Source organism: Bacteroides pyogenes (genome assembly GCF_014196225.1).
GTDB lineage: Bacteria > Bacteroidota > Bacteroidia > Bacteroidales > Bacteroidaceae > Bacteroides > Bacteroides pyogenes_A.
This window is the reverse complement of sequence record NZ_JACIDI010000011.1, coordinates 54129-81126: the sequence shown is the minus strand read 5'-3', so window position 1 is coordinate 81126 and position 26998 is coordinate 54129. Positions and strand designations below refer to the sequence as shown.

General features: G+C 43.7%; 24 protein-coding genes. 12 read left to right on the top strand and 12 right to left on the bottom strand.

The features are described from left to right. Positions 1-1230 carry a phosphoserine phosphatase SerB gene (gene serB, locus GGR07_RS08880; RefSeq protein WP_021644746.1) on the top strand — a complete coding sequence of 410 codons (1230 nt, stop codon included), beginning with the start codon at positions 1-3 and terminating at the stop codon, positions 1228-1230. A gap of 58 nt (positions 1231-1288) precedes the next feature. After that, positions 1289-2536 carry a DEAD/DEAH box helicase gene (locus tag GGR07_RS08875; protein ID WP_021644745.1) on the top strand — a complete coding sequence of 416 codons (1248 nt, stop codon included), beginning with the start codon at positions 1289-1291 and terminating at the stop codon, positions 2534-2536. A 15-nt stretch (positions 2537-2551) separates the two neighbouring features. Here the strand turns inward: GGR07_RS08875 and GGR07_RS08870 are convergent, their stop codons facing one another. The 3 genes from GGR07_RS08870 to rfbC are packed head-to-tail and all read right to left on the bottom strand — an operon-like array spanning position 2552 to position 5264. Beyond that, positions 2552-3346: a DUF4738 domain-containing protein gene (locus GGR07_RS08870; RefSeq protein WP_021644744.1), complete on the bottom strand. Its 795-nt coding sequence runs from the start codon at positions 3344-3346 to the stop codon at positions 2552-2554. A 35-nt stretch (positions 3347-3381) separates the two neighbouring features. Beyond that, positions 3382-4695, bottom strand: a complete 1314-nt coding sequence (locus tag GGR07_RS08865; protein ID WP_021644743.1) for a UDP-glucose dehydrogenase family protein — start codon at positions 4693-4695, stop codon at positions 3382-3384. After that, positions 4692-5264: a dTDP-4-dehydrorhamnose 3,5-epimerase gene (gene rfbC / locus GGR07_RS08860; protein WP_021644742.1), complete on the bottom strand. Its 573-nt coding sequence runs from the start codon at positions 5262-5264 to the stop codon at positions 4692-4694. The genes GGR07_RS08865 and rfbC overlap by 4 nt, the downstream gene beginning before the upstream one ends. 92 nt (positions 5265-5356) lie before the next feature. Between rfbC and GGR07_RS08855 the strand changes: the two genes are divergently transcribed. Together GGR07_RS08855 and GGR07_RS08850 are read left to right on the top strand one after the other, a co-directional pair. Further along, entirely contained in the window at positions 5357-6397 is a 1041-nt protein-coding gene (locus GGR07_RS08855) for an HU domain-containing protein (protein WP_021644741.1), read from the top strand. Positions 6398-6413: 16 nt separating this feature from the next. Next, positions 6414-6941, top strand: coding sequence for an FHA domain-containing protein (locus tag GGR07_RS08850; protein WP_021644740.1), 528 nt, complete (start codon positions 6414-6416; stop codon positions 6939-6941). Between the two features lie 15 nt (positions 6942-6956). Here GGR07_RS08850 and GGR07_RS08845 read toward each other — a convergent pair whose 3' ends face one another. The 4 genes from GGR07_RS08845 to GGR07_RS08830 all read right to left on the bottom strand — a co-directional run bounded on the left by GGR07_RS08845 (position 6957) and on the right by GGR07_RS08830 (position 11899). Continuing rightward, positions 6957-8123, bottom strand: coding sequence for an MORN repeat-containing protein (locus GGR07_RS08845; protein ID WP_021644739.1), 1167 nt, complete (start codon positions 8121-8123; stop codon positions 6957-6959). Positions 8124-8424: 301 nt separating this feature from the next. Beyond that, positions 8425-9180 (bottom strand): 3-deoxy-manno-octulosonate cytidylyltransferase, encoded by a 756-nt coding sequence (gene kdsB, locus GGR07_RS08840; RefSeq protein WP_021644738.1) that lies wholly within the window; start codon positions 9178-9180, stop codon positions 8425-8427. After that, a complete protein-coding gene (locus GGR07_RS08835) occupies positions 9177-9569 on the bottom strand; it encodes a 2-amino-4-hydroxy-6-hydroxymethyldihydropteridine diphosphokinase (RefSeq protein WP_021644737.1) in 393 nt (130 codons plus the stop codon). The genes kdsB and GGR07_RS08835 overlap by 4 nt, the downstream gene beginning before the upstream one ends. A gap of 2 nt (positions 9570-9571) precedes the next feature. After that, a complete protein-coding gene (locus GGR07_RS08830) occupies positions 9572-11899 on the bottom strand; it encodes a transglycosylase domain-containing protein (RefSeq protein ID WP_021644736.1) in 2328 nt (775 codons plus the stop codon). 266 nt (positions 11900-12165) lie between these two features. Between GGR07_RS08830 and pyrB the strand changes: the two genes are divergently transcribed. The 5 genes from pyrB (at position 12166) to glyA (ending at position 16409) form a co-directional block, all read left to right on the top strand. Further along, positions 12166-13107, top strand: coding sequence for an aspartate carbamoyltransferase (pyrB, locus tag GGR07_RS08825; RefSeq protein ID WP_034542996.1), 942 nt, complete (start codon positions 12166-12168; stop codon positions 13105-13107). Beyond that, positions 13104-13565 (top strand): aspartate carbamoyltransferase regulatory subunit, encoded by a 462-nt coding sequence (pyrI, locus tag GGR07_RS08820; protein WP_034542989.1) that lies wholly within the window; start codon positions 13104-13106, stop codon positions 13563-13565. The genes pyrB and pyrI overlap by 4 nt, the downstream gene beginning before the upstream one ends. 107 nt (positions 13566-13672) lie before the next feature. Further along, positions 13673-14239 (top strand): flavin reductase family protein, encoded by a 567-nt coding sequence (locus GGR07_RS08815; RefSeq protein ID WP_034542995.1) that lies wholly within the window; start codon positions 13673-13675, stop codon positions 14237-14239. Positions 14240-14248: 9 nt separating this feature from the next. Then, entirely contained in the window at positions 14249-14986 is a 738-nt protein-coding gene (locus GGR07_RS08810; RefSeq protein WP_034542988.1) for a porin family protein, read from the top strand. A 142-nt stretch (positions 14987-15128) separates the two neighbouring features. Further along, complete coding sequence (gene glyA, locus GGR07_RS08805) at positions 15129-16409, top strand: serine hydroxymethyltransferase (RefSeq protein ID WP_034542987.1); 1281 nt, start codon at positions 15129-15131, stop codon at positions 16407-16409. Positions 16410-16951: 542 nt separating this feature from the next. On the opposite strand, the gene GGR07_RS08800 is transcribed toward glyA, so the two are convergent. From GGR07_RS08800 to GGR07_RS08780, 5 genes are all read right to left on the bottom strand, one after another. Continuing rightward, positions 16952-17986, bottom strand: coding sequence for a DUF4857 domain-containing protein (locus tag GGR07_RS08800; RefSeq protein ID WP_122056589.1), 1035 nt, complete (start codon positions 17984-17986; stop codon positions 16952-16954). 39 nt (positions 17987-18025) lie between these two features. Beyond that, entirely contained in the window at positions 18026-18694 is a 669-nt protein-coding gene (locus GGR07_RS08795; RefSeq protein ID WP_034542986.1) for a hypothetical protein, read from the bottom strand. Between the two features lie 33 nt (positions 18695-18727). Then, positions 18728-19615 (bottom strand): ABC transporter ATP-binding protein, encoded by an 888-nt coding sequence (locus tag GGR07_RS08790; protein ID WP_122056708.1) that lies wholly within the window; start codon positions 19613-19615, stop codon positions 18728-18730. Between the two features lie 377 nt (positions 19616-19992). Further along, complete coding sequence (locus tag GGR07_RS08785; protein ID WP_034542985.1) at positions 19993-20562, bottom strand: PepSY-associated TM helix domain-containing protein; 570 nt, start codon at positions 20560-20562, stop codon at positions 19993-19995. Next, the gene (locus GGR07_RS08780) at positions 20546-21142 is read right to left on the bottom strand and encodes a hypothetical protein (protein ID WP_034542984.1); all 597 of its coding nucleotides are present in this window, start codon (positions 21140-21142) and stop codon (positions 20546-20548) included. The genes GGR07_RS08785 and GGR07_RS08780 overlap by 17 nt, the downstream gene beginning before the upstream one ends. Positions 21143-21299: 157 nt before the next feature. On the opposite strand from GGR07_RS08780, the gene GGR07_RS08775 reads away from it, so the two are divergent. The 3 genes from GGR07_RS08775 to GGR07_RS08765 are packed head-to-tail and all read left to right on the top strand — an operon-like array spanning position 21300 to position 26864. Further along, complete coding sequence (locus tag GGR07_RS08775; protein WP_034542993.1) at positions 21300-24047, top strand: TonB-dependent receptor; 2748 nt, start codon at positions 21300-21302, stop codon at positions 24045-24047. A 37-nt stretch (positions 24048-24084) separates the two neighbouring features. Continuing rightward, positions 24085-25326: a DUF4876 domain-containing protein gene (locus GGR07_RS08770; protein ID WP_021644722.1), complete on the top strand. Its 1242-nt coding sequence runs from the start codon at positions 24085-24087 to the stop codon at positions 25324-25326. 20 nt (positions 25327-25346) lie between these two features. After that, a complete protein-coding gene (locus GGR07_RS08765; protein WP_147298146.1) occupies positions 25347-26864 on the top strand; it encodes a DUF6850 family outer membrane beta-barrel protein in 1518 nt (505 codons plus the stop codon). The last annotated feature ends 134 nt before the right edge of the window (positions 26865-26998 follow it).

The window sequence follows — 26998 nt, the reverse complement described above, 5'->3', positions numbered from 1 at the left end:
ATGCAGTCGTCAAATACCGAACTGATTTTGATCAGAGTTACCGGCGAAGATCGTCCGGGACTTACCGCCTCCGTGACCGAGATTCTGGCCAAATACGATGCCACGATTCTTGATATCGGTCAGGCCGACATACACAATACTTTGTCGTTGGGTATCCTTTGCAGAAGCGAAGAAAAAGATTCCGGATTCATCATGAAAGAATTATTATTCAAAGCTTCATCTCTGGGAGTTTCCATACGGTTTGAACCGATTACAACCGAGCAATACGAGAACTGGGTGGGAATGCAAGGAAAGAATCGATACATCCTGACGATACTCGGACGCAAGCTTACGGCCCGCCAGATATCGGCAGCCACACGCATCCTGTCCGAACAAGGCTTGAATATCGATGCTATCAAGCGTTTAACGGGACGAATCCCTTTGGATGAAAGTCAGACGGATACACAAACGCGTGCCTGCATCGAGCTTTCTGTACGAGGCACCCCCAAAGACCGAATTGCCATGCAGGAACAGTTAATGGAACTTTCCAGTGATCTGGCTATGGATTTCTCATTTCAGCAAGACAATATGTATCGTCGTATGCGTCGTCTCATCTGCTTTGATATGGACTCCACACTGATAGAGACCGAAGTAATTGATGAGTTGGCTATGCGCGCAGGTGTGGGTGACGAAGTAAAGGCAATTACAGAAAGTGCCATGCGCGGAGAAATTGATTTTACAGAGAGTTTTACACGTCGTGTGGCCTTATTGAAAGGACTGGACGAATCGGTAATGCAGGATATTGCCGAAAAGCTCCCCATCACCGAAGGAGTAGACCGACTGATGGATGTTCTGAAAAAATACGGTTACAAGATTGCGATTCTTTCGGGAGGTTTCACATATTTCGGGCAGTATCTGCAAAAAAAATACGGTATTGATTATGTATACGCCAACGAGCTGGAAATAATAGACGGAAGACTTACCGGCAAGCATCTGGGAGATATAGTAGACGGTAAACGCAAAGCCGAACTTCTCCGGCTGATAGCACAAGTGGAGAAAGTGGATATTGCCCAGACAATTGCCGTAGGCGATGGCGCCAACGACTTGCCGATGCTGGGAATAGCCGGACTGGGCATTGCCTTTCATGCCAAACCGAAAGTTGTTGCCAATGCCAAGCAATCCATCAACACCATCGGCATTGACGGAGTGCTTTATTTTTTAGGATTTAAAGACTCTTATCTGAACATGTAATATTAAACACTGTCAAAGCATATTTCACGTTTGCTTAAAATAAATAAAAACTAAAGTAATGAAGTTTTCCGAACTACAGCTGAATGATAACGTTCTCGAAGCACTCGATGCGATGAGGTTTGACCAATGTACTCCCATTCAAGAACAAGCTATTCCATTAATCCTTCAAGGGAAAGATCTGATAGCAGTAGCCCAAACCGGCACCGGTAAAACAGCCGCATTTCTACTGCCCATACTAAATAAATTATCTGAAGGAAAGCATCCGGAAGATGCGATAAACTGCATAGTCATGTCGCCGACACGGGAACTCGCGCAACAAATCGACCAGCAGATGGAAGGCTTTTCGTACTTCATGCCGATATCGAGCGTTGCGGTATACGGTGGAAATGACGGAATACTTTTCGAACAGCAAAAGAAAGGATTAACATTAGGAGCAGATGTAGTTATCGCCACTCCCGGACGACTGATTGCCCATTTAAACTTAGGTTATGTCGATCTGTCAAAAGTCTCATATTTCATATTGGATGAAGCAGACCGGATGCTCGACATGGGATTTTATGAAGACATTATGCAAATCGTGAAGTTCCTCCCGAAAGAGCGGCAAACCATTATGTTTTCAGCAACGATGCCCGCAAAGATTCAGCAATTGGCCAAAACCATTTTACGTGATCCCGCTGAAATAAAACTGGCGGTTTCGAAACCGGCGGACAAAATCATCCAAGCGGCTTATGTATGTTACGAGAATCAAAAGTTAGGAATCATACGTACACTCTTCACCGACGAGGTTCCGGAACGTGTCATTATCTTCGCTTCTTCGAAGATAAAAGTGAAAGAAGTAACAAAGGCACTGAAGATGATAAAACTGAATGTAGGGGAAATGCATTCAGACTTGGAGCAGGCTCAGCGGGAAGCCGTAATGCGGGATTTTAAAGCAGGAAGAGTCAATATTTTAATAGCAACGGATATCGTGGCACGAGGTATCGATATAGATGACATTCGTCTGGTTATCAACTTCGACGTTCCTCATGACAGCGAGGATTATGTGCATCGGATCGGACGTACGGCACGTGCCAACAACGATGGAGTTGCCATCACATTTATCAGCGAAAAAGAGCAGTCGAATTTTAAATATATCGAAAACTTCCTCGGCAGGGACATTTATAAAATACCTCTTCCCGAAGAATTAGGTGAAGCTCCCGAATATAAGCCGCGGTCAAGACGAAACAACCATGCTTCGAAAAAGAGAGCCAAAGGGAAAAGGCCGAACGGAAAAAGGAACAATCAGGTCTCTTCCGATAAAAAGTAATAAAAAACAGAGAAATTATTTAGCCGGAACAATATCGAATGTTCCGTCAAAAGTAACGATTAAATGGGCCAGAGAATAAATAGAACTTTCGGGAATAGACAATATCGCTTGATAATGAAAACCGTTCCGGTTTACTTTGATAAATTTGATATCAGATAAAATACTCTGACTCAAGAAATCCGCCGGCACAACTTTTTCAAACATTTGTTTCGTAATATCACTGGCAAACAAACTTTTCTTGCCTTCGTATACACAAATGTGCATTATGTTGTCGTAATATATATTCTCCATACTGATACCTTCTTCCGAATAGGTGGTTTTGATAACTTTATGCGTAGAAGGATTGATATAAACATACGCCCGGTAACGCACCCCATCGTAAGTCACCACGCTATCTCTCTTTGTAACTTCGGTATAAGTAGGTATCACTACTTTTTTATGGACAAATGACAACGAGTCGTTTACATCGTCCGATTTGTGTAGCTTTACCACATTGTCAGCTATCGAATGGAACCAAAATATGTGTTCCGCTTGCCTGTCGATTTTATAATAAGTCGTATCGCTACCATAAGTATAAAGAGTATCGCGTATGATTTTAAAAGCAATCGGAGCGCTTTGAGAGTCTGCGTAATAAATCGTATCTCCTTTAATATACATCAACGGAGTATCTGTTTCATCATCCAACCAGATTCCCTGCAGAAGCTCTTTGGCCCTCATATCTTCCGGATGTTCGACAGGTTGAACGCGTTTACCTCTTTTGCAAGATGTAATTGAGAGTAATAATAAAAATATTGTGAGATATTTAGTCATTCGTCTAATTTTTCTATAAAGATACACTATTTATCTTATTTTCCAATACAGGAATAAGTAAATCCAAGTTCCTCCATCTCTTTTTTATCATAAATATTACGCCCATCCAACACCAGCAGACGAGACATCGTTTTTTTGATAACCGCCCATGACGGCAGACGAAATTCTTTCCACTCGGTAATCAGCAATAAAGCATCCGCATCCAACACAGCATCATACATATCATTGGCATAATAGACGACATCTCCTATCCGTCGTTTGCATTCTTCCATTGCAGCAGGGTCGTACACCCTAATGCAGCATCCCTCTTCTAAAAGCCTGTCAATTAAAACAAGTGCCGGAGCCTCGCGCATATCGTCTGTCTCCGGTTTAAACGAAAGCCCCCAAAGAGCAATTGTTTTACCTTTCAAGTCGCCATTGAACTGCCGTAAAAGTTTATCAAACAATATACTTTTTTGTCGGTTGTTCACTTCCTCTACAGCATGAAGCACACGCATAGTGTATCCATTCTGCTCTGCTGTTTTGATCAATGCTTTCACATCTTTTGGAAAACACGATCCGCCATATCCGACACCCGGATACAAAAACTTACGGCCGATGCGCGTATCCGAGCCTATTCCGCTACGTACCATATTGACATCTGCTCCCACCAATTCGCACAAATTGGCAATATCGTTCATAAAACTGATACGAGTTGCCAACATGGAGTTCGCAGCATACTTAGTCATTTCCGCAGATGGAATATCCATAAAAATCACCCGGAAGTTATTCAGCAGGAATGGCTTATAGAGTTTAGACATAACTTTTTTGGCACGCTCTGATTCGACACCGACGACTACACGATCCGGACTCATAAAATCATTAATGGCATTTCCTTCTTTCAAAAATTCCGGATTGGAAGCAACATCAAATTCAATATCAACACCTCTTTTATCTAATTCTGCTTGAATTGCTTCACGAACTTTACGAGCTGTCCCTACCGGAACAGTACTTTTGGTGACAATCAATTTGTAAGACTTCATATAGCATCCGATGGTTCGCGCCACTTCCAATACATAACTCAGATCTGCACTTCCGTCTTCATCAGGTGGTGTACCCACAGCACTAAAGACCACCTCAACATCATCCAGGCAATTGGACAAAGAAGTGGTAAAGCTCAATCTTCCCGCTTTCACATTACGAAGCACCAACTCTTCGAGTCCGTTCTCATAAATAGGAATCATCCCCTTTTTCAGCATTTCTATCTTTTTCTTATCAGTGTCCACGCAAACAACGTTTACACCGATTTCTGCAAAACATGTGCCAGTTACCAATCCTACATATCCTGTACCTACGATTGCAATTTTCATATTATCTGTGTCTTGATGGAATATTCAAAAAAAGCAGCTTCCTTAAAAGCTATACCTTGCTTATCTTTTGACGACAAAATTATTTGTGATTCCGAAAGTGGCCAGTCGATCTTCAGAGTTTGATCGTTATACATAATGGTCGTTTCAGAATGAGGAGCGTATTTATTATCTACTTTGTATATAAGAATTGCATCTTCACTTAACACTGCAAAACCGTGTGCAAAGCCACGCGGAATGAAAAACTGTCTTTTGTTTTTCTCACTAAGCAGCATACTGACATATTTCCCAAAGGTGGGAGACGAACGTCGCAGATCAACAGCCACATCCCATACTTCCCCTTTAATGACACGCACTAATTTGGCTTGACTAAACTCTCCCTTTTGATAATGTAAACCACGTATTACTCCAAAAGATGATTGCGACTCATTCTCTTGTATAAAGTCTACTAAACCTATATTAGACTCAAATTCTTCCTTCTTAAAAGATTCCATAAAATACCCCCGTTCATCGGAAAGTATCATAGGCTCTATAAGCCACAAACCGTTTATCTCTGTCTGTATATATTTCATTGTCAGTGGTAGTAATTAAAAACAGTACAAAAGTAGTGATAATTTTCATAGTTTTTTGGGATATATTGAATTAATCTTTTAATTTTGCACTCATGATAAAGTTGGCACAACATATAGAAGCGTTATTACTGGAAAATGATTGCGTTATTGTTCCCGGTTTTGGTGGGTTCGTGACACACTATGATTCGGCCAAATATATCAAGAAAGAGAACCTTTTCTTACCTCCTGTTCGCAGTATTGGGTTTAATCCTCAACTGAGACTGAACGATGGAGTTCTGATACAATCATATATGGCTGCCCGTGATACAAGCTTTGCCGATGCTGCACGAATGGTAGATAAGGAAGTAAACCAACTTATTCACACATTGCATGATGAAGGAAAGATATATTTAGACAATATCGGTGAAATCTTTTATAATCTTCGTGGCGATTATGAGTTCAAACCTTATATTTTTAAAGTAGCAACTCCTTCTTTATATGGACTTGATACTTTCGAGATTCTGCAACTTGCAGCTTTAAAAGCGAAAGAGAGTGCGCAGCTTCCAGCCGACACAACAGAGAAAGGAAAAACATATGAGATTAGAATCAATCGTGCGTTTTTGCGTAATGCTATCGCAATGATTGCTACCATCGCCATGTTTTTTGCTTTTTCAACCCCTGTAGAGAACACACGAATCAGGCAAACAAATTACGCGCAGTTATTGTCCGGAGAACTCTTTCAGCAAATAGAAAAACAGTCTGTGGCAGTAACTCCTGTTCATGTGAATTCTGTAATGGCTCATCTTGCCAATGCAACTTCAGCTTCTCAGAAGAAAGCTCATATTACGGATGAATCGGTAACAACGAAAGACATAAAGAAAAACAAACCGGAAACAAACTCTACAGTTGAAGTACAACCTATATTAAATGCCCCGTTTCATCTCATTGTCATAGGAGGAATCAGTTTAAAAGATGCCGAAGCTGTAGCCGACAACTTAAGGATAAAAGGTTTCACGCAAGCAAGAGTGTTGAATGAAGACGGAAAAGTGCGTGTAAGCATCCACTCTTTCAATAATCGTGAAGAAGCAACTGAGCAATTATTGGAATTGAGAAAAAATGAAGCTTATCACAACGCGTGGTTATTAGTAAAATAAAAACTCTATTTTAAAAATGAAACGAGTTCTGTGTCCTAAGTGCGAAAATTATCTCTATTTCGATGAAACAAAATATAGCGAAGGCCAATCGCTCGTATTTCTATGCGAGCACTGCGGCAAACAGTTCAGTATCCGGATTGGAAAAAGCAAAGTAAAAGCTCTGCGTAAAGAGGAAAACTTGAAAAAAGAAGCTGAAGCACAAAAAGAGGAGTTCGGATATATTACAGTAATTGAAAACGTTTTCGGATTTAAACAAATACTTCCTTTACAGGAAGGGGACAATGTAATCGGCCGTCGTTGCATAGGAACCGTAATCAACACTCCTATTGAAAGCGGAGATATGAGTATGGATAGACGGCACTGCATCATTAATGTGAAACGCAATAAGCAAGACAAGCTTATTTATACGTTAAGAGATGCTCCCAGCTTGACAGGTACTTTTTTAACGAATGAACTTTTAAAAGATAAAGATCGTATTCGAATCAACGATGGAGCCATTGTTACCATAGGAGCAACTACATTCATTCTTCATACTGCGAAATAGGGATCAGGTAGGACATTACTGAGACAACCTTCCATTTTTATATCTACCTTTCCGGATTACTTTCCCGTCCTTATCCGTTTCCACGAAAGGGCCGTCCTTTTTTCCTTGTTTAAAGAAACCCTCATACCGATTACCATCTTTATCTATTTGTACACCTTGTCCATCTTCCAAGCCGTCTAAAAAACCTCCCTTATAACTCATACCTACTACAGTTTTTAAAGCTCCTTGACCGTTTGGACGATTGTTCTTCCAATCCCCTTCGTATATATCTCCGTTGCTCCATGTATAAGTTCCTTTACCTTCGCGCTTATTACTCTTCCAGTCACCCTCATAGACAGCACCATTTGTCCATAAAAACTTTCCTTTACCATCCTGCATGCCATCTTTAAACTCGCCAATATATTTGTCACCATTCATATGGTAATAAGTCCCCTGACCAGTACGCTTTCCTAAAAGGTATGAGCCTTCGTAGCGATCACCACTGTGGAAATAATATAATCCTTTTCCATGTTGAATATCTTCTGCCCAATCTCCTTCATATTTGTCACCGTTAACATATTCAAACACTCCTTTTCCGTGACGCACATCGTCTTTCCATTCACCGGTATATTTACATCCATCATCCCATTCCATCGTTCCTTCGCCGTTCTTCTTATCATTCTTCCAACGGCCTGAATAATTCGCACCACTTACCCATGTGTAAGTTCCTTCACCTTCACGCTTGTCTTTTATCCAATTTCCTACATATTTATCCCCATTATGATAATACATCGTTCCTGCTCCCTGCTGAAAGTCCTGATACCACATACCTTCATAACGATTATTATTCATAAAATAATAAATGCCTTTTCCATGCTGTTGGTCCTCATACCATTGTCCTTCATATTTCTCTCCATCGGAAAAGGTATAAACACCATACCCTTCTCTTTTTCCCTTTATATATTCCCCCTCGTACATGTCTCCGTTTTTAAAAACCGTCTTGCCCTTGCCATTCGGTTTACGTCCTTTTATTTCACCAGTATAGATACTGCCATCTTTGAAAGTATAGTTTCCTATTTTTAATTCTGTGGAGAATATATTTCTTAATTTCTCAAAAACTCCGCCATGACTTTTATTTTGAGCCACGACTCCTGTTTGAGCAAAAAGAATCAAAAAAAGCGTAGTATATAGTTTTTTTCTCATAAAAATTACCCATTAATCATTAAATACAATCTTGACAAAGATACAATTCTCCATAAAAAAGCCCCAACTGCAGCCACTTTTATGACAACTTTTTACCAGCAGCGACCTCTTTTAATGTCTCTTTGCATATTATTTTACCAATTATTCGATTTCCCGGAGATTTTATTCAGCGTACCTATCGTATGATTACACACCATGTTATCCGCTTCTTTTGAAAGAAATACCAGATGCAGTTTTCTATTTCATTATATTTATGGAGCGATTTGTGGTTTTATTACATATTCACAATTCTATGAATTGCTTATTGCCAATTCTTCAAAAAAGACTCCGCATATTCTAAATCTTGCGGTGTATCGATACCAATCGTTTCTACCTCGCTGATTCCAACTTTAATGCGATATCCGTTTTCCAGCCATCGAAGCTGCTCCAATAATTCTGCCATTTCCAATGCCGATTGTGGTATGCTTACCAGCTCTTTGAGTATATCTTTATGAAAAGCATATAATCCGATATGCTTATAATAAACATGTTTTTCCAACCATTCTTCATGACAGGTATTTCGCTGATAAGGAATGATAGACCGGCTAAAATAAAGAGCCTCTCTATTTTTATTGATTACCACTTTGGGAGAATTTACATTTTCTAATGCCGCATATGAATCGTTTGCGGTGAATGGTTTCACCAATGTGGCTATCTGAGTGGTAAGATCCTCCATAAAACAATTTTTCAGAGTATTTATTTGTGACGGCTGAATGAAAGGTTCATCTCCCTGTATATTGAAAATAATATCAAAATCACCTTCTATCTTAGTGGCAGCTTCATAACAGCGATCCGTTCCACTTTTATGATGGATGGAGGTCATTATAACTTTCCCCCCGAAAGATTTCACGGCAGTCTCAATGCGCTCATCGTCCGTTGCTACATAAACGTCATCCAATATATCTTTTACTTGCTCATACACCCGTTGGATAACCATTTTCCCGCCCAACATCGCCAATGGCTTGGCGGGAAAACGCGTAGATGCATAGCGTGCAGGTATAATTCCTAAAAAAGTCATAACATCCGGTAAGTTTCTGAATTCATAATTTCCTCTATTCCTTTCAGAATATATTCTCTTTTCATATCTTCCGGTTTCAAAATCCGATGATGAAATAAGAGTAGATCTATATCTAAAACGATAATCCCTTTTTTATTATTTTCAAAACTACGACCAGCAGCTTCCTCTATTTTTCTCAGTTCTACTTTTACCTCTTCCTCTTTCAACTCCGAAAAAAAAACAGCAACTTGATTCGAAAACAATGATCGGTTCTTGATGTTGACAGGAAGTGTCTCTTGTTCGACAGAAAAACACACAGGAGAGAACAACTCCATCAACTTGCGTCTTGCAAATGCTAAACTCTCCTTTCGGTTATAATTACTTCCTATACAAACTACACATTTTTTCATGTCTAATTAAATAAATCATCCAATCCGACATCCTCGATGATATCATCCATTGAGGTTTCCGATCCGGCACACGGATCAAAACCTTCGGGAAGCTTAAAACGCTCTTGCTGACTGTAGCCTAAAGAAGGGTCATCGAATACTTTCTTCATATATTTAGACCAAACAGGCAATGCCAACGAAGCCCCTTGACCATAAGTCATCGTGTCGAAATGAATGTCCCGTTCTTCACCTCCTACCCAACAGCCGGATACCAGATTCGGAGTAAATCCCATAAACCATCCGTCTGCGTTGCGATTGGTTGTTCCGGTTTTACCTCCCATATCGGCAGTTATTCCATAGCGACGTACCCTTCCACCCGTACCTTCATTGATAACAGCCCGAAGCATCACCAACATTTTATACACGCTCGTAGCGCTAACCACTTCTTCCATTTGTGGATTGAAAGTAGAAAGCAAGTTTCCATCACTATCTTCAATTCTCGTGACAAACAAAGGTTCTACACGAATTCCTTTATTCGCAAAAGCTGTATATGCACTTACCATTTCTCCCACGGATATCTCACACGGTCCCAGACAAAGGGAAACTGTTGGCTGGATGTCTTTATTGCGCACCCCGAAAGCATGAAGCAGGCGAACTAAAGCATATGGATTCAGCTTACTCATCAGGTAAGCAGATATCCAGTTGTCAGAATTCGCTAATCCCCATTTCAATGAAACCATTTCTCCGTAACGCTTATGATTGGTATTTCGCGGTGACCATGGTCTTCCATTTTCATCAATTAATGTTTGCTCTACATGACGTGCTTGGTCACATGGTGAAAACCCATTCTCCATCGCTAAGGTATACAAATAGGGCTTGACGGTAGACCCTACTTGCCTACGTCCCACCATAGCCATATCATATTGGAAATAAGTATAATTAGGACCACCTACATACGCTTTCACATGTCCATTGACAGGATCCATAGACATAAAACCGGTTCGCAGGAAATGCTTGTAATAGCGAATCGAATCCATTGGAGTCATGACAGTATCTTTTATACCTGTCCACGAAAACACAGACATCTCCTCCGGAGTATCAAAGGCTTTCCGGATCTCCGCTTCCGAGGCCCCTGCAGCTTTCATAGCCCTATAGCGGTCTGTTTGTTTCATAGAGCGTGTCAATATTTTATTAACTTCCTCTTGAGTCAGCATATTCGTATATGGCGCCTGCTTGCGCCCTTTTTTCGATTTGAAAAATTCCGGTTGCAAATAATCGCCCAGATGTTCTTTTACCGCTTCTTCAGCATATTGTTGCATACGTGAATTGATTGTTGTGTAAATCTTCAATCCGTCGGTATAAATATTATATGTAGAACCGTCTTTCTTATGGTTTTTCTCACACCAACCATACAATGGATTTGTTTCCCATGAAAGCGAATCTTCATAATATTTCTGCATTTGCCAACTACGATAATCGCTCTTCACAGGTTTTTTAGCGGCAATTACGCCACGAAGATATTCGCGAAAGTAAGTCGCTAACCCTTCTTTATGATCTACCCGATTATAAGTTAATTTCAATGGAAGAGCTTTTAAAGAATCACATTCCGCAGCAGTAATATATCCGGCTTTACGCATTTGTTCTATCACCACGTTACGGCGTCCTTTCGCCCTTTCATTAAAACGAATCGGGTTATAAAGCGACGGATTTTTACACATACCAACCAACATAGCCGCTTCTTCTATCTTTAACTCTTTCGGCTCAGAACCGAAATAGGTATGCGCTGCAGTTTTTATTCCAACAGCATTGTTCAAGAAGTCGAACTTATTTAAATACATGCTTAGAATTTCTTCTTTCGTATAATATCGCTCCAGTTTCACTGCAATAACCCATTCTATCGGCTTTTGAAAAAGTCTTTGAAGAGTATTCTTGGCAACCTTTTCAGTAAACAGCTGTTTAGCGAGCTGTTGTGACAAAGTACTGCCCCCTCCCGCATTCTTTTGAAAAAGCAAACCACGTTTCAGAAAAGCACGGAATAAGGCCTTTGCATCGATGCCCGAATGTTCGGCGAAACGAATATCTTCCGTCGCAATAAGAGCATTGATGATATGAGGAGACAAAGCCTCATAAGCAATATATACTCGGTTTTCCTTACTGTACGACCACGTACCCAGCACCTTGCCGTCTTCAGAGAATATTTCTGTGGCAAATTTATAATTGGGGTTTTCCAATTCTTCAACCGGAGGCATATACCCTATCCACCCTTTAGAGATAGAAACAAAAACGATCACACTAGCTACTAAAGCAACTGCCAATGATATCCATAATATTTTTATAATTTTTCGAATCATCTTTTTCAAAAGCTTTATTTAAAATAAAACGTTCTCATTTTAAAAAGGCAAAGGTAGATAAATTCCATTATACTGCCAGCAAGAATTATCAATTATTTGCTCTTCTTCATAGCAATCACGTACTTCAAGCAGGCTTATCCGGCAAATACACATTTGTGCCAAACATATAAAAATATTGCGGGTTAGGTATCTCTTTTTCCATATTTTCTCTTTACCTTTACACACTGGTAAAACAAATTCTATTTATGTATAAAGAAGATGACAAAATGGAAAACAGAAGCTTAGTGACCATTGCCGAACATTCAAAAGAAAAAATCCTCTACATGCTCGAAATGGCGAAACAATTCGAAAAGAAACCGAATCGCCAATTATTGCATGACAAAGTAGTAGCTACATTATTTTTCGAGCCTTCTACCCGCACCCGCCTCAGTTTCGAAACGGCAGCGAACCGACTGGGCGCTCGTGTCATCGGGTTTACAGATCCAAAAGTAACCAGCTCTTCGAAAGGAGAAACACTTAAAGATACAATTTTAATGGTCAGCAGCTACGCAGATATTATTGTCATGCGACACTATCTTGAAGGAGCAGCACGATATGCCAGTGAAGTGGCCCCTGTTCCCATAGTCAACGCAGGTGATGGAGCCAATCAACATCCTTCGCAGACGATGCTCGACTTGTACTCAATATACAAAACCCAGGGCACGCTCGAAAACCTCAACATTTATTTGGTAGGCGACCTGAAATACGGGCGCACGGTACACTCCCTGCTTATGGCCATGCGCCATTTCAACCCGACTTTCCACTTTGTCGCCCCGGATGAGCTGAAAATGCCGGAAGAATATAAGATATACTGCCGAGAGCACCAAATCAGATATACGGAACATACGGATTTTACCGAAGAGATTATCGCCGATGCGGATATTTTGTATATGACCCGTGTCCAACGAGAGAGATTTACAGATTTAATGGAATACGAACGAGTGAAAAACGTATATATACTTCGCAACAAGATGCTGGGAAACACTCGCCCGAACCTTCGTATCCTCCACCCTCTGCCCCGTGTGAACGAGATAGCTTATGACGTGGACGATAACCCCAAAGCATATTATTTCCAACAAGCACAAAACGGATTATATGCCCGTGAAGCTATTCTGTGCGATGTTTTGGGTATTACATTGGAAGACATTAAAAAAGACATGCCGTTATGAACAAAAAGAAACAAGAACTACAGGTTGCCGCTTTAGAGAACGGAACCGTAATCGACCATATTCCTTCAGAGAAATTGTTTACCGTCGTACAACTGCTGGGTGTAGAACAGATGACAAGTAACATCACTATCGGGTTTAATCTTGACAGCAAGAAGCTCGGCAAGAAAGGCATTATAAAGATTGCCGACAAGTTTTTTTGCGACGATGAAATCAACCGCATCGCAGTAGTGGCTCCACGTGTTCAACTGAACATTATCCGCGACTACGAAGTGGTAGAAAAAAAGGAAGTGCAGCTACCCGACGAATTGCGCAGTATCGTAAGATGTGCCAATCCGAAATGTATTACGAACAATGAACCGATGGCAACGCGGTTTCATGTGATAGACAAAGAAAGCTGCATTGTGAAATGTCACTATTGCGAGAAAGAGCAAAAACGAGAAGAGTTGGTTATCATCTAAATTCTTACATGTTTTTCTTCATGGAAAGCAGATGTTCCATGTTTGAAAACGGCAAACAGAACCGAACCCATAAATATAAGGATAAAGCCATAAAACAAATTAATGCAATGAAACAAGATTGGAAACCGGGTACGATGATTTATCCATTGCCTGCCGTGTTGGTCAGTTGTGGAAAAGAAGAAAGCGAATACAATATTATCACTGTAGCATGGACAGGCACTATTTGTTCGAACCCGCCCATGTGCTACATATCCGTACGTCCCGAACGGCACTCCTACGAAATTATAAAAAGAAACATGGAGTTCGTTATCAACCTTACCACTAAAGATATGGTATACGCTACCGATTGGTGCGGAGTGCGCTCGGGAAAGGATTACCGTAAATTCGAAGAAATGAGACTTACTCCGGGACGGTGTTCGGTAGTAAGCGCGCCGCTGATCGAAGAATCCCCTCTTAGCATCGAATGCCGTGTGAAGGAAATCATATCGCTCGGATCACACGATATGTTTATTGCCGATGTGGTAAACGTGCGGGCCGACGACCGGAACCTGAATGCGGAAACAGGCAAGCTGGAATTGGCCGAAACCAACCCGTTGGTCTATGTACACGGAGGTTATTACGAATTAGGAAAGAAAATAGGAAAATTCGGCTGGAGTGTAGAAAAAAAGAAATAAAACGAGGTTATGGGCAGGATACATCTAATTTTACTTTATTCTTTATTCACTATCCCGTATGTAGCTTATGGACAAAGCAACGGCATCGACAGAGTGAGCGCTCCGAATACACAAAAACTAAATTTAGGTATTAAAGCCGGTTTCAACTCAACCATGTTTATTGTTTCTAAACTGAAAATCAACGATGTAACTATCGACGAAGTGCAGAACAACTATAAAATCGGTCATTTCCTTTCTCTTTTCACACGCGTCAATATAAAGAACAGTTTTATCCAGCCGGAGGTTTCTTACAATGTGAGCAAGGGCGAAATCGCTTTCGACAAGCTTGGAGTGCAGCATCCCGATATCGAACCGGATATTGCGGCGGTTCAATCCACTCTACATAGCATCGATTTTCCCATTCTATACGGATATAATGTGGTTAAAAGCGGCCCTTACGAAATGTCTGTTTTTGCAGGTCCCAAGTTCCGTTATCTATGGAGGAAAAAGAGTGAGATACAATTTAAAAACTTCGACCAAAAAGAAGTGGAGGAAGTGCTTCATCCGCTCAACGCCGGCATCGTTGTAGGCATCGGCGTCAACATCTCCCGTATTTTCTTCGATTTCCGTTACGAACAAGGAGTGGTGAACATGTCGAAATCGATCACCTACAGTCACGAAAAAGCAAATAAATCCGCTAACGTCAGCCCTATCGTATTTAATCGGCGCGACAGTGCGTTGAGCTTTTCGCTCGGTTTACTCCTCTAACAAAAAATCACTCGCATTTTTCGTAAGTATATTCAATTTAAATACTCTTTTATAGTTTATTTATCTATTTATTTTCATTAACTTTGTACACATTCAAACTAAGGGTATCTCGAATTAAAACTTTAATCTTATCTACAAAAGAATGAAAAGGGACGACTTAATTTTCGACATCATCGAAAAAGAACACCAACGTCAGCTTAAAGGTATAGAGCTGATCGCATCCGAGAATTTTGTAAGTGACCAAGTGATGGAGGCAATGGGTTCTTGCCTGACAAACAAGTATGCGGAAGGTTATCCGGGCAAACGCTATTACGGAGGCTGTGAAGTAGTCGATCAAAGCGAACAAATCGCTATCGACCGATTGAAAGAAATCTTCGGAGCCGAATGGGCGAACGTACAGCCCCATTCCGGAGCACAGGCCAATGAAGCCGTTTTTCTGGCTGTATTGAAGCCGGGCGACAAATTCATGGGACTGAATCTGGCACACGGAGGTCATTTATCTCACGGATCGCCAGTCAACACATCGGGCATTATCTATACGCCGTGCGAATATAACCTGAACAAAGAGACCGGGCGAGTAGATTACGATCAGATGGAAGAAATCGCTCTACGTGAAAAACCGAAATTAATCATAGGCGGAGGCTCTGCATATTCCCGAGAATGGGATTACAAGCGTATGCGCGAAATTGCAGACAAGGTAGGCGCTATTCTGATGATCGACATGGCGCATCCTGCCGGTTTGATAGCTGCCGGATTGCTCGACAATCCCGTAAAATATGCCCACATTGTCACTTCCACTACTCACAAGACACTTCGCGGACCTCGCGGAGGAGTCATTATGATGGGCGAGGATTTCCCCAACCCATGGGGCAAGAAAACTCCGAAAGGTGAAATAAAAATGATGTCTCAGCTATTGGATTCTGCCGTATTCCCGGGTATTCAGGGAGGTCCTTTGGAACATGTCATTGCAGCCAAAGCAGTAGCATTCGGAGAAATTCTCTGCCCCGAATATAAAGAATACGCCAAACAAGTGCAAAAGAATGCGTCGGTGCTCGCAAAAGCTTTGATCGACCGGGGATTCACCATCGTTTCGGGAGGTACGGACAATCACTCGATGCTGGTGGATTTGCGTAGCAAATATCCGGAGCTGACAGGTAAAATTGCAGAGAAAGCGTTGGTAGCCGCCGACATTACCGTCAACAAAAATATGGTTCCGTTCGACAGCCGTTCGGCTTTCCAGACGTCAGGCATTCGCCTGGGTACTCCGGCAATCACTACGCGTGGTGCAAAAGAAGACTTGATGCTGGAAATTGCGGAAATGATCGAAACCGTCTTGTCGAATGTGGACAACGAGGAAGTTATCGGCAAGGTACGCGCCCGTGTCAACGAAACGATGAAGAAATATCCTATCTTCGCGTACTAAGCCTGACGATCGAACGGGCAAACGGCTTGGCAAAACGAACGGAAAGCCTGATCGAACGGCAAACACGGTGCGACAGGTGGCAAGCCGGAGAAAGAAAAGTCTATAAGTCCTACTGCCCGATCGGCCGGCAAGAAAATAAAGAATGCGGATTAATCTAAAGGAGCTGTCCACTCCGATTGATAAATCCGCATTTTTTTCATTCTAAGGAAGAATACATTTCTTCGGGAAAAAAACAGGCCTTTTAAAATGCTTTCTCGACTTTCCTTTCCCAGAACGTTTATTCGAAACAGGGACGCACCGCGCGAGATTGCCGTTCATTTCGTGCAAGAACCCTTTCCAAATGGTTCATTCGGAACAAGGATACACCCGGAATGTACATTTCGTACAGGTTGATACCCCTCTCCGAAGCCTTTATTCGAAATAGGGATGCACCGCAAGATTGCCGTTCATCTTCTGCCGAACCCTTTCCAGATGGTTCATTCGGAACAAGGATACACCCGGAATGTACAGTTCGTACAGGTTGATGCCCCTCTCCGAAACCTTTATTCGAAACGGGGATATACCCATTTATCCTTGTAGGAAGTAAAAGTCAAACCGGGTATCGAATTCCGGGAACGGGAACGGACAAAAGATTTAATCAATGTATAATCATTCGCATCGACCGCATAATAACGATCCTCACGAGGAGTCGATATCCGGATGGTCCAATCGAACATATTCCCCAATAGGGTCAGCTCATCCGATTCGGGATCGAAAGAAGAGACGCCCACCTTGACGACTTCATACGTGCGGTTGTTAAGCACATAGAGGCTGTGATCCGCCCCGCTGAGCAGCCCCAACACTTTTTTGTTCCTGAATTCCGTTACATAAAGATGCTTCAGCTCCACTCCTTCCGGGAGATTCACCGCACGAACAAAAGGACGTCCCTTCACTTGTTTCAGATGGAACAGGCGCGAATCGGCGTCGAGTACCAGATAGCCCTCGTCGTATTCTTTTTTTACGGTAGGGTTTCCGGCAATTGCCCGGGCGGGGAAATGAAATCCTTTTTTCTTCATCGCCTCCGTAAACCGAAGACTCTTTGAAACATTCACGCTATTGGAAGCCATATCTATGAATTCGATGCCTTTGCCCGTAATCCGGAATACATCGTCCGGCATTTTCAGGTCTACCCTGCCCGAAAGCGATTCGAGCAACGGGTAAAGTCCGATGACGGGAGCATTGACTTCCGACGGAACGCTGCGGAAGGTTATATTTTCCATCTGTACTTCTTTCGGCGTTACGGCGACTCCGTGTATAGAATCGGGGAAACGGTCGTCGGCCACCAGCTGGCGGAGGTAAAACATCGGCAGAATGCTGTCGAATTGCGCCTGCGTGTAAACACGTCCGGCGAGGTCGCGCCTGATCATTCCCTTTTCCTCTTCATGCCCGATCATGGCAAAATCGCCGATCACCGTACTATATAACGTAAAAGGCGTCTTGCCGGGTTTAGCCGCAAAGAAGTTGTAGCACCAAGGCAATTGCCATAGCAGCAGAAAACAAACAGTCAGAAAAAGCAGTAGGGTACTAAAATGTTTCATTCTTCGTTTTTTCATAATGATTAATCAAAACACCCGGAATCAGTCTTGCTTTCCGGCTTTGAACCGGAGGACGGAGATCCATGAAAAAGAAGCCGTAAGCAGGGTATATACTGTCAGCGCGGGAATAAACGGAGTATATGCTTCGGGAGTGGTAGACAAGAAGAAAACGCGCAGCAACAGTACGGTTACAACCAAATTGGCGACACGCCGTTTCCAAGCCGGCTCCAAGCATATCCACGAAACCAGCAGGTAGGCGGAAATGCCTGCGAGAAACCAGGGGAAAGCAGTGAGTAAAATATGATTTCTCAGCTCCGGCGCCATCACTCCGCTCAGGTAGATGTACATCAGCAAAAAGCCCGAACCCAAGCAAAGCAGCAGGAGAATGAGCCCCGAAAGCAGCATGGATCCGATCATTTTCAATTCCGGACACGGGAGATGCAGCGTCAACTTCAGGCATTTGCGCTGCATTTCGGGCACAAACTGCGCGATTGCCATCAAAATTCCCACCAACAGCGGAATGTATTGAAGCAAATCCACGAAAACAACATCGCGTTGCAGCATCACTTCCCAGACGTGGGCAATCCCTTTCATCCCCGCTACTCGGTGGATGCGAAGCATGGAATAGCCCGAAAATCCGAGCATAACGACAACGGAAAACAGGAAAAACCACCGTGTCTTGATCCATTCTTTATAAAATATAGCGTTCACTTGTTTCTATTTTCTATGTTTAAACTGAAATAATCAATATTTTCCGGTCAGTCCGATAAAGGCGTCTTCCAGATTCACCGTTTCGTGCTGTAACCCGGAGTACGGGACCGATAGATCATGCAGCCTCCTTTCCGCCTCGTGCGGAGGGAGGAAAGAGAAAAACTCCAGCGTGTTTCTAAGAACGGAAGGATGGTAGAAACCCTCCGTCGGGACCGGTTCGTATCTTTCCGCAACGTGGCAAGTATATCTCCGCAACTCTTTCAGCAAAGCGTCCACAGGCTTTTGAATCAGTATTTTCCCGTAATCCATCATGATGCAGTCGTCTATCAGCCGTTCCATATCTTGAATGATGTGCGAGGTGAGAAACACCGTTTTGCCTTCAGACCGCGCATAATCGCGAAGATAGTCGACAAACAGACGGCGATAGCCGGGATCGAGTCCGAGCGAAAAATCATCGAGCACAAGCAATTCGGGGTTTTGCGCCAGAATCAGTCCGAGCGCAACCTGAGAACGTTGTCCGCAAGACATACGCGAGATTCTTTGTCGCGGGGCAACCTTCAGTTTGTTCATCAGTTCGTAGTAAGCCTCTTTTTTCCATTGCCCGGGATAAAAAGAAGCGTAAAACTTTTCGATTTGCGAAATGCTCATGAACTGATACTGCACGTGTCCTTCTATAAGAAGCCCGATGTTGCGGCGCAAAGCGGGATCCATCGTTTGTATATTCTGCCCGAAAATGAGGCACTCTCCGGAGCGGGGTTTCAGATAACCGCTCAAGATGTTGATAGTAGTCGTCTTGCCCGTCCCGTTCTTCCCAAGCAGCCCCAGGATGCGTCCTTTCGGTACATGAAAACTCAGATTCTCGTAAATCAACCGTTTCCCGTAATAATGGGTCAGGTTTTTGCATTCTATAATAGGTTCCATCATTCAAAATGAATAAAAACAGGGTTAGTTCGCGACAGCCGCCATATCGGCAACTTCCGTCGCCGCACCCGGTTACGGACACGCATGCGCGCTTCGCAAAGGGGGCAAATATCCCGAACGGCGGAAAGATCGAGACAGAAGCCGGAAAAGATAAAGAGTTCGTCGAGTTTCCCACCGGGGAAACAAAAGTTTCCCCGGTGGGACAATAAAGTTTCCCCACGGGGAAACTATTGTTTCCCGCAAGGGAAACTTTTGAAACTCCGAATGCTTCTTTCTTTCATCCCGTATAACCCGGATAAATCAGCGTAAAAGACCGCACACGCTGCCATTATTTCAAAAAACAACAGCAGCGCACGGAATCTTCGTACACTCGTTTCTCAAAAAAAGAAAAGGAATATCAGCGGAATCAGAATGCCGGCAAGCAGCTCGATGCCTCCTCTGCCTATCAGACCTTTGCCGCCTTTGATCATCAGCATACCGGAAAAGGTAATGACGATCAGTCCTATGGCAAAAAGATCGGCAAAATATGTCCACCATTTTCCCGGATTATAATGCAAGCGAGCCATCGCTCCGATAATCGGACGTCGGGAAACCGATTCGTATACCGCTTCGCCCGTCCGCACGTTGACCACCAAGTTGGAACCGCCTTTGAGAAACACCTTCATCACATCCCGATCCGGGAAATAATGTTTCGTATAGTTGCCTTCCTCCTTGAGCGGGACCAGCAGCTCCAACACCTTTTCTTTGGTCATTTCCTGCTCGCCGGGAAGAGGTTTGTTTACCTTATACTCCTTGCGGCTGACAGAAAAATGGGGATTGATCGTGTCCCGGTGGTTCATTACGATGCCCGACACGGCATAAATCAGCAGCATGCCGGAGAAGAAGAACGACAGGTCACGATGGATTATCCGGCTCCACTTGCGTAAATCGCTACTCTTGAATGTCATACGAAGTAGCCTCTATGTAGTAGAACGACAGATAATCCTTTCCGCTCTTCTCTTTGTTGGCGGCTATCTTTGCGCGGAAATCTGCGATACGGTCCGCCGATGTAGCGGCGGTTTCGCCACGGGCTTTCTTTTCTGTGGAGCACCCCTCTTCGCCTTCCCCGTGTTTTTTTTCAGACTGTGCGTTTATCTGGGCTTCCCACTCCTGAAGATAGGCTTCATCTATCCGCTGCTCCTTCAAATATCCTTTCACGCGTACAATGGAATTTACGCACTTCGCATCGAAAGCTCCCAGAGCTCCGGCTTCCACACGAATGGTTTGCGTGTCGTCGCTTCCCATCAGGAAGATTTTTTTCGCGCCATGCTTGCAAGTATGCGTGCACACGCCTTCCACCGTTACCTCTTGTCCCGCAAGATTCCCGGCATTTGCCAGCAAAGAGTCTACGTCTAAAGCTGCGTTTCCGGTTTGTTCCGTCAAAACCGATTCAGCCGCACCGCTTTTTTGTTTGTTCCCGCAGGAAATTCCGACAAGGGTCAGAACCGTAAAGGCTGTCAAAAGTGAAAATTTCTTAATATTCTTCATATTCTTTCGTTTTTATTTCCGACTGCAAAATTACAATATATATATGATACTTCCATACCTAACTCTTGTTATTTTATCTTCCATTATACCAATAAGTTGCCATTGCGTATGCAAACAGGAAAGCGTATCTTTGAACCGCGAAACAGAATGCCCGAAAATGAACAGAATACTGCTGATTATCATATATATATGCTTTTTGAATTCGGCGTTTGGACAAAAGATCGATAATACCTATACCTTATTTGTAACCGTGACCGATGAAACCGGTGGCGAGTCTCTTCCTTCAGCATTGGTGGAGTTGACGGACAAAGAAGGGAAGAAATATGCCGGCATCACAGACCTGAACGGAAAGGTCCGGTTCCGTCTGCCGTCTTCCGTGCTTCGAATGAAAGTGTCCTACGTGGGGTATCGGGCTTTTCTGCAAACGTTTGAGTTGAAGCAAACGCTTACTCTCCATATCAGAATGCTTCCCGCCGAAAACCTGCTCGACGAAGTGGTTGTCACCGCTTCCGAATCGAAAGGGCTGTCCACTTCTTCGCATATCGACAGAACCGCCATGGAACATTTACAGCCCACCAGTTTCTCCGATTTACTGGAGTTGCTTCCGGGAGGGATAGCCAAAGATCCTTCGATGGGGACGGCCAACCTGATCAGGATACGCGAAGCGGGCGCTCCTTCTTCTCATTACGATATATCTTCGTTGGGAACTTCGTTTGTCGTAGACGGCATCCCGCTTTCCGGCGATGCCAACTTGCAGGCTACTCCGGGCGCTTCGAGTGTTTCACCCAAGCAACAGGGTTTTGTATCGAAAGGCATCGATATGCGAAGCATCCCTACCGACAATATCGAATCGGTAGAGGTGATACGCGGAATCCCTTCGGCGGAATACGGCGACCTGACCGGCGGAGTGGTGAAGATTCACCGCAAAAGCAAAACGTCTCCTTTCGAAGCCCGCTTCAAAAGCGACCAGTTCAGCAAACTGTTCTATGCGGGGAAAGGGTTCCCGATACGCAATCACCGGAATATCCTGAACGTCTCGCTGGACTATCTCGACTCCAAGACCGATCCGAGGGACAATATGGAAAACTACAAACGCCTCACAGCTTCTCTCCGCTTCTCGTCTCAAAAACACGTTCGCCGCTCGCTATTGGAGTGGAACAGCCATTTGGATTACAGCGGCTCGTTCGATAATGAGAAGAAAGACATAGACACCGACGAGAAGCAGGATAAGTTCCGCTCTTCGTACAACCGGATAGCATGGGGCAATACGTTTCGGTGGAAACCCCTGCAACCGGGCTTTGTACAGTCGATAGAAATAAGCAATTCACTCTGTTTGCAATTGGATAAACTGAAGCAAACCAAAAACGTCTACCTGAATATGCCTTCTTCCGTTCCCAACAGTATGACAGAAGGCGAGCACGACGGCCTGTTTCTTCCTTTCAATTATCTGGCTCACCTGACGGTGGACGGAAAACCCTTCAATGCTTTCCTGAAGCTGAAAGCAAGTTTCAGTTTTCAGACATTCAGAATGAAACATTCACTGCTTGCGGGAGCCGAATACTCCGCCGACAAGAACTACGGCAAAGGCGAGTTGTACGATTCCGCACGCCCTGTCAACCCGTCGATGCGCGGACGTCCCCGCCCCTACAAAGACATTCCCGCCCTGCAGAAGCTTTCGATCTATGCGGAAGACAAGATAGCCATTCCGGCAGGGAAGCATCTTTTCAGTTTGCTGGCAGGCATACGTTTCAATACCATGCTCGGTTTGAACGAGGGATACAGCTTGCAAAACAAAATATATCCCGATCCGCGCGTCAACGCCAAATGGAAGTTTCCTGAGATAATGGTTGTGGGCAAAGAAATGACCTTCTCGGTGGGAGGAGGATACGGCATACAGACCAAAACGCCTACTATGGCACAACTGTATCCGGGCTTGATATATTACGACATCGAAGAGATGAACTACTACCACAACAACCCCGACTACAGAAGACTGTATCTGATGACTTATATATGGAGTCCTGCAAACCAGGGGCTGAGGGCGGCGCGAAACAGGAAATGGGAATTGAGCGCCGACGTCGTATGGGCGGGCAACAGGCTGTCGGTAACTTATTTCAGAGAATCTTGCCGCACAGGGTTCAGAACCCACACTGCTTTAAAATCGCTCTCATACAAAAGATACGACACAAGCGGAATTGACCCCGACAAGTTGACTGCCCCACCCGATCCTTCCGTACTCCCATACAAAGAGATACGAATGCTTATCGGCTACGGGCAAACGAAAAACGGAAGCAGGATAGACAAAGAAGGGATTGAATTTCAGTTCCAGTCTAAACGAATCCCGAAAATAAACACGAGAATCACCCTGAACGGAGCATGGTTCAACACTCTCTATAACATCGATGCGCCGGTTGTGGAGCATCCCTCCATCGTGCTGAACGGCGAACGCTATCCATACTACGGGATATACGAATCCAACGACGGAAACCGGCAAGAGAGATTCAACACGAATCTGATCATCGACTCTTATCTGCCCCGGTTGGGACTTACTTTTTCCACATCGGCGCAGTGCATGTGGTTTACGAAAATGAAAACGTTGCCCAAAAGCCGCGTGCCTTATGCGTATGTAGACGAATACGGCGAAAAGCATCCGTACACTCATGCCGACGAAACCGATCCCGTCCGCCAATGGTTGGTCCGCAAGGAATATTCTGTCACCGAACAGGATGTGCCGTTTGCCATGATCATCAACCTGAAAGCGACCAAGCAACTCGGCAAACACATCAACCTGGCTTTGTTTGTCAACAAGATATTGGATTATACACCCGACTACCAAAGAAACGGACTGACGATTCACCGCTCCGTTTCACCTTATTTCGGCATGGAAGCCAACCTGAAATTTTAAACAACCGATTTTAAAAACCCGATAAAAAAAAGAAAACATGAGAAAAATTATCTATTTATTAGCAGTAATCACCCTTGCCTTCTGCATGGGTGCCTGTAGCGACGACAACGGCAAAAACGGCATTCCTGTCTCAACCGTTACTTTTACGTTGAATGAAATCGACAATCTGAAAGAAGTCAGCTACACGGAAGCAAGTGTTGCCTACAAAAACCTGACGACCGCCATCGAAAAAAGCGAGAAAGTCGCTATCCGTGACAACCGCTTTACACTGACCATGCCTCAAGGCCTTTACTCCATCTCGTTCGAAGCGAAAGGAACATATCGACTCGACGGAAAAACTCATAACACAACTTTTAAAGCTCAAATAAATCCTGCCACAGTAAAAGGAGAAACTTGCGCACTTAGCTTCAATCCATTCGTGTACAGCGAAAACGCGGGTTTTGTGATTGAAGAGATTTTTTATGCGGGAAGCGCATATCCGAATACTCAAAAGCCATATCTGGGCGACCAGTATTTTAAAATAACCAATAACTCCGACAAAGCATTGGATGCAGGCGGACTGACACTGGTAGAAACCGGATTCAATTCCTCAACGAAATTCGATTATACTCCCAATATAATGGGCGAGGCCATTACCGCCGACGCTATTTACTCCATCCCCTCCAAAGGTGAGAAAAAACACATGGTACAGCCGGGTGCATCTATCATTATATGCGATAAAGCCATCAATCACAAAGAAGCAAATACGAACTCATTCGATTTGAGTAAGGCGAATTTCGAATGGTATGATGAATCGACTAAGCCCACAACTACGGATACGGATAACCCGAGTGTTCCTAATCTGAATAAAATATATTGCTATACGGCAACAGTTTGGGTAGTTAACAGACAGGGAAACAAAGCCTATGCTTTGGTAGATATGAAAGAAACTGATGATTTCCTTGCAAAATATAAATACGACTACTCATGGACAATGGTAAATCCTGTAACAGGAAAGGAAAAAACGATGAACAGTTCTACCTATAAGATTCCTAATTCGTGGGTAATCGACGCAGTGCAACTCGGCACTCCCGACAAACATAAATGGAACGTGGTAGATGCTTCGCTCGATGCCGGATATACTTATTGCGGAAAAGACTCCAACGATAAAACCAAGTATGGCAAGTGTGTGCGCAGAAAGGTTCTTTCTACCACAGCCGACGGACGTAAGATTTTGCAGGACACGAATGACTCTACACGCGATTTCGAGCGAGACATGATTCCGTCATTGGCCAATTAACCTTTCATTCAACTGTTTATATGTCAAAACTTCGCCTTCTTCTTGTTGCAATCTTTATGGGGATATTGCCGGTTACGACAAGCTACGCTTCAGACACTCTTCGTATCGACCGCAGAGTGTGGCAGAACATTCGTTCCGACCGCTGTTTTGCCGGAGAGGTTTGGGAGAACCCCGCTTTAAAGTTCTTTATGAATCAGGCCCCGCTATCTCAATTGCAAATGGAAGGGTTTGCGCATAAGGAAACGGAAAGCGTATCCTTGCAACAGGGAGACGGCGAACATGGATTTGCCATCAAAGCAAATTCTGTGTTAAGGTTCACTCCGGAAAGTGAAATCAGAGGCACGGCAGAATATGTCAATAAAAAGCGTAAATCGGTTCTGTGGAACGAATCGAGCGATTACGAAACAATTTACCCTTATGTATCCGCCGACGAACAGGGAGGCGACCTGAACAGCGAAACCTATCGTTTCAGCGGCGAATACGTACATTCGGCAGGAGCATATACATGGGCCGCGCGGTTGGCCTATCAGGCTGTCATGGAATTCAGGAATGCAGACCCGCGTCCCAAAAACACCGTATCCGATTTGTTGTTTATCATCGCCGGAAGCCGGAAGATTGCCGGCGATTATCGCGGAGCATTGTCTTTCCATGCAGGAAAATACAAACAAGACAACACTTTGAAGTTCTTCAGCGCTTTGGGAGGCACTACGATTTATCACCTCACCGGCTTGGGCATGCATTACGTGCGTTTTGCAGGGGCAAACACCAACGTTCTTTATGACGGAGCTTCATTCGGAGGAAGCATCGACTTGCTGCCGGAACACAAACAAGGCGTTTTTGCATCCGCAGGATATCATCGTTTCGGGTACGACAAGCAGATGAAAGATCTGGGTGACATCACTCTCTGCACATTGAAAGCGGATAAGTTTTCCGGAGAGGTGTCATACATGGACGGCCAGAAAGGTATAAAAGCGAGCATCATCCATAAAAAACGTTCCGGAACGGAGCATGTTTTCGGCTCTCCCAACGGAGGTATTTATCCTGTCATCAATAGCGTAAAGAGTTTTTCTGATGTCCGGAATGAATTCAAGCTGGAGGGAATCTACGGTCAAAGCTCTCCCACTCTTTCATGGAACCTGATTTCAGAAGTTTCTCTTCTTTCTATGGATATAAATTACCCTGAACCGGAAAGAAAGATTTGCGGCAAACAGGCGAACCTCCGCGTCAGTTGGGAAAACAACAAAGTTTTTCAGCATTCATCGCTAACCACCATCTTCTCCTTAGGCTATCGGCGTAGCCTTTCGGCTACCCGGCGAATGGAGGGACAGAAAGAAACGGATATTCTGAAGCCACTGACGGATAATACCTTCCAATTGCTTTCTTCCCATCTTTCAATGTTGTCGGGCACAGCACGTTGGGATATTCCCGTCTCTTTTGTCAAAGGAGGCATTTTTCTACAGGCCGATGTCGAATATTCCCGTTACCACAATTTTACAACAGCATGGAGTGCCGTTTTATCATTGGGACTCACTTTCTGACCATGCAATCATAGAGCGGAAAAACAATGAGGCGTTTTTTCAAAGTCATACCCTTTCGTGTGATATAGAAGTCACACAGACAGCTGCCTTTGTAACCGAAAAACACTGCTTTTCGAACAATATTAGAAGCAATA